Consider the following 4,108-nt stretch of genomic DNA (forward strand, 5'->3'; position numbering starts at 1 on the left):
AGCTATGGAGGGCTGTTTTAGTCCCTTTAGGTATTCTAGATGTGAGGGGAGAACGCCTGTCTATTTAGGGTCTGCTGAAAAAGTTATTCGTGGGGGTAGGGTGTGGGGTGTAGGGTGTAGGGTGTGGGGTTTTAGCGATTTTCAGGTGGTCAACTACCTAATTTTCAGGGAAAAAGTCCAGGAATTTTCCCCCCGATCACTCCAATGGTAGGCACTTTTTGAGGGAAAAAAAGTCTAAAAGCCTTATCCAACAAGGTTTTTAGATTTATTCAGCAAACCCTAAATAGTAAACTCAAAATCTTGAAAATATTATCCTGTAAATATCGGAATTGTCCTCTAAGATATAGTTTAATAGTTAACTTGTTGTCGGCTATTTATAACTGTGATTTAGGGATAGGTATAGCAACTTCTTAAAAGTTGTCAAACATTAATCTACAAGGAGAATTTATTCTCAATTATGAAAATTTAGATAGTTTTTGCCGCTTAAATAAAGAGGTTTTGATAACCAAATTAAGGCATATCTAAAGAGTTTTAAGTTAAAAGTAAAACTTCAGGTTTTTATTCATAACAAATCTACTAATTAACTAATTTTTTTGGGAAAATTAGTTAACCCGCCATTATAACATATAATTAATTTGCAAGAGTTCTAGTCACTGATAATTGCTGATTGTCGGTATTTCTGCAAATGTGAGATGCAGCCTGGGGAAATCTTTACCTAATCAGATTTTCACCCATCGGGATATACTTGATTGCTATAAAAGATGATAAAGTCCTAAAAAGTAGTAACTTTTTCTGGCAATTTGCCCTGTAGTTAAAACGAACAAAAGAGAGAAGTAAATTCTCTCTTTTGCTCATGAAAATTATGCCAATTTTTCGATAACCGAGGGGAAGTTATTCTATTTGTAATTGGCTCTCGTGTCTTTAACCGCTGCCCAAAAAAATAGGGCTGTTAGTGGCACACTTGCCGCTAGAATTAAGCCAGTGGTGGCATTGCCTAAATCCGGTTCTCCCGAACTAATTTCAAAGACACAACCCACACCAGCGATCGCTGCAATACAGGATAATAACAATAAAACGCCGCTTTTCGGGGTCATCTTCACTCCTCACCTAAATTAACTAATGCCTTTATTTTGTCACTTTCTCGACCGGTTTCACCGCTTGCACGGAAAAACCGTGTTTTTTTAATTCTTCATTGAGTGCCAAATCGTTATCTACTCTATCCACGAACATGACACCATTAAGATGGTCCATTTCGTGTTGAATTACCCGCGCTAGTAAACCGTTAGCTTGCAGTTTTCGCGGTTTCCCCTGTTCATCTTTATAACTCACTTCGAGCGCTTGGGGACGGATGACATCTAAAAACACATCGGGAATACTCAAACAACCCTCTTCCGCTTTGCACAATTCCGGACTATAACCGATAATTTGGGGATTAATCAGAATTAGGGGCGGATTTTCTGGTTTATCGGGTTCACAATCGATGACAATCAATTGTTTATTGACTGCCACTTGCGGAGCCGCTAACCCGATACCATTGGAACTATACATAGTTTGCAGCATTTCTCTGGCTAATTGGCGAATGCTGTCATCGACTTTAGCAATCCGCTTGGCCGGTTGACGCAAGACTCGATCGCCGAGATAATGCAGTTCTAAAGGGGGTTTTTCTAATTTGCGTTTTTCTACGGTAATAGTGGCGCTCATAAACTTAATTATCGATGGGATGCACAATTTTGATCTTAGTCACTGGCTCTGGGGCATTTCTCAGGAAAAGGGAGAAAAAAGCCCAGACTCTTCATAAAATTTTACACCGATCACAGACAGTTCGTCCATATCAGGGGGTGGGAATTATGAATTATGAATTATGAATTAGGAAATGGGGGAGTGGGGAAGTGGGGGAGTGGGGAGATTTTTCAGTTATCAGTAAGCAGTAATCAGTAATCAGTGGGGGAGTGGGGAGAGGGGAGAAAAAGCTGATTGTAACCAGCTACTTATTAGTAATTGGTATTCCTAACCATTGGCTCAATTCCGCTGCTAACCATTCAATTTCGGGTTGACTCAGATATTCTTTTGTTTTACTGCTAATAGTATATTCTTTAGTCCCCGCCCAAATAGTTAAAGCCATCGGTACATAAACTCGATCACCATCACCATCTTTGCTATGATAACTATCAGCTTTGACCAGTTTATTAATATGTTGTCTTGCCATTTTCTTTTTGCCCGGAAGTGTCAAACCCCAAATTCGCTGAATGGCCACAATTTCTTCCCTATCAATAGTGATAATTTCCTCCCCTTTGAGACAATAAATAATCTGGTAAAGCATTCCTAAACCCACAAACCAAAAAGGCAAGGAAAAGAGCAGAAAAAACCAACTCATCCACAGAGGAATAGAAATTGCTCCTCCTGTCCATACTAATAAAAAAGCGTTCCAACCGATGGCAAAAGCTCCAAGAAAAATTAATTTAGGGGTAAAACCTTCGGGAGGTAAAGATATTTTAATTTTCTCCTCGCTTTTTTGCAACTGTACCCGACTCCCTGCGGGTTTTTCAAGGTTCGAGGAAGTTAATTGCATTTCGTGGAGAGTATTTAAAGCTTGATTTGCTGCCTGTGCTGAAACAAACCTTTTTTCGAGACTAGGTTCAATTAACTGCCCTAACCAATGAACAAAAGCAGGGCTTAAATTAGCTAAATTATTTAATTGAATTTTGCCATCTTTTTGGGGTAAATCGGCGGGATGAATGCCTGTAGCTAGATAGATTAAAGTGGCTCCTAAACTGTATAAATCAGAAGCGGCAACGGTGCGACCACCAAATTGTTCGGGGGGCATATAACCGTAGGTTCCGACAATAGTTAAAGTGGCCTGTTCCTGTTGAGCAACACTCTGGACAGAACCAAAATCAATTAAATAAACATTACCGATACTATGACCCGATCGATCTTTTAGTAAAATATTACTAGGTTTCAAATCTCGATGGATAATTGGCGGGTTAAGTCCATGGAGATAAATTAAAATACCTAGGATAGATTTAGCTAATTCTTGTAGGTCTGCTTCACTAAATTTGCGACCAGTTTCTATCTGTTCCTTGAGAGATTTAGCCTCGATATAACTCTGAACAAGGGCAAAACCTTGATAGGTATCGGTGCGAACTTCAAAATAGTCGATATATTCAGGAATCGAGCGACAATCTAGATGTTTAAGAGTTTCTGCTTCCCGTTCAAAAAGTTTTAAATCTGTCCATTCAAAATCGGGACTGAAGATTAATAATTTGACGACAACAGTAGCGCCCGTTTTTAAATCTTGGGACAGAAACGTGCGTCTTCCGGTTTGTTTACCTAACTGACTTTGAATTTGGTATCGATCGCCTAAAATTTGCCCTGGCAGCATACAATATATTCCTAGTATAATCCTACTTCTAGGCTAATCGAGAAATTTCTCAACCGCAAGCTAAGAAAACGGAAGTTTGACCGAATCATCAAAACTTTAGCATCTCCCAGGATAACTGCGGTGAAATTCAATTATATCGCCCGTTTTTTGCTAATCTCTGGACTGAGGGATGTATTTTTTCAGGTTAAAAGAGAAAATAGGCATCAGAAAAGAAAATTGACCTCTCTCCGTCTGGGAAAATTCAGTACAAATGTTCAGGCTGTCAACTCCAGTGCTGCCATGCAGTCTGAAGGAGTAATTTAGATAGTCAACAGCTTAGGGTACAAGGGAGCAGTCAGTTTAATTCCCATCGAGGTGGAGTTTCCTGATATAGTTTTAAAAGCAGTCGGTTCAAGACAAAAAGACATGGTTACTAGGGGCGAACGAGGGGTAGAAGTGAGGAAAAACGAGAACTTTTCTCTGGCTTCCTATCTGGAGGAAAAGCGGTTGATTGTCGAGTCAGCTTTGGATAGCTCTTTAGTTATCGGCAATCCTGCCAAAATCTACGAGGCGATGCGCTATTCTCTCCTCGCCGGTGGCAAACGTCTGCGGCCGATTTTATGTCTGGCTACCTGTGAATTGATGGGGGGTTCCCTAGAGATGGCTTTACCCACCGCTTGCGCCCTAGAAATGATTCACACTATGTCATTAATTCATGACGATTTACCCGCCATGGATAACGATGAT

4 protein-coding genes and 1 pseudogene are annotated in these 4,108 nt (G+C 40.0%); 2 read left to right on the forward strand and 3 right to left on the reverse strand.

Translation table 11 applies throughout. The annotated features are described in order from the left end of the window. Positions 1-225: 225 nt before the first annotated feature. Positions 226-414 (forward strand): annotated as a pseudogene (locus PX484_RS10300) (IS5/IS1182 family transposase); the annotation flags it as partial. Between the two features lie 482 nt (positions 415-896). Here PX484_RS10300 and PX484_RS10305 read toward each other — a convergent pair. The 3 genes from PX484_RS10305 to PX484_RS10315 form a co-directional block, all read right to left on the reverse strand. Next, positions 897-1,094: a hypothetical protein gene (locus PX484_RS10305; protein WP_002801303.1), complete on the reverse strand. Its 198-nt coding sequence runs from the start codon at positions 1,092-1,094 to the stop codon at positions 897-899. Positions 1,095-1,125: 31 nt separating this feature from the next. Further along, entirely contained in the window at positions 1,126-1,701 is a 576-nt protein-coding gene (def, locus tag PX484_RS10310; protein ID WP_002801305.1) for a peptide deformylase, read from the reverse strand. 283 nt (positions 1,702-1,984) lie between these two features. Next, positions 1,985-3,382, reverse strand: a complete 1,398-nt coding sequence (locus tag PX484_RS10315) for a serine/threonine protein kinase (RefSeq protein WP_287767921.1) — start codon at positions 3,380-3,382, stop codon at positions 1,985-1,987. Positions 3,383-3,787: 405 nt separating this feature from the next. Here PX484_RS10315 and PX484_RS10320 point away from each other — a divergent pair. Next, positions 3,788-4,108 (forward strand): polyprenyl synthetase family protein (locus tag PX484_RS10320; RefSeq protein ID WP_288103733.1); only part of this gene is annotated, 321 nt, incomplete at its 3' end.

Origin of the sequence: Microcystis sp. M49636_WE2 (genome assembly GCF_030065375.1) — a bacterium.
GTDB classification, from domain to species: domain Bacteria; phylum Cyanobacteriota; class Cyanobacteriia; order Cyanobacteriales; family Microcystaceae; genus Microcystis; species Microcystis aeruginosa_C.

Coding starts and splice junctions, on each gene's coding strand:
- PX484_RS10305 (WP_002801303.1), bottom strand. CDS start 1,094: ATGACCCCGAAAAGCGGCGTTTTATTGTTATTATCCTGTATTGCAGCG.
- PX484_RS10315 (WP_287767921.1), bottom strand. CDS start 3,382: ATGCTGCCAGGGCAAATTTTAGGCGATCGATACCAAATTCAAAGTCAG.
- def (WP_002801305.1), bottom strand. CDS start 1,701: ATGAGCGCCACTATTACCGTAGAAAAACGCAAATTAGAAAAACCCCCT.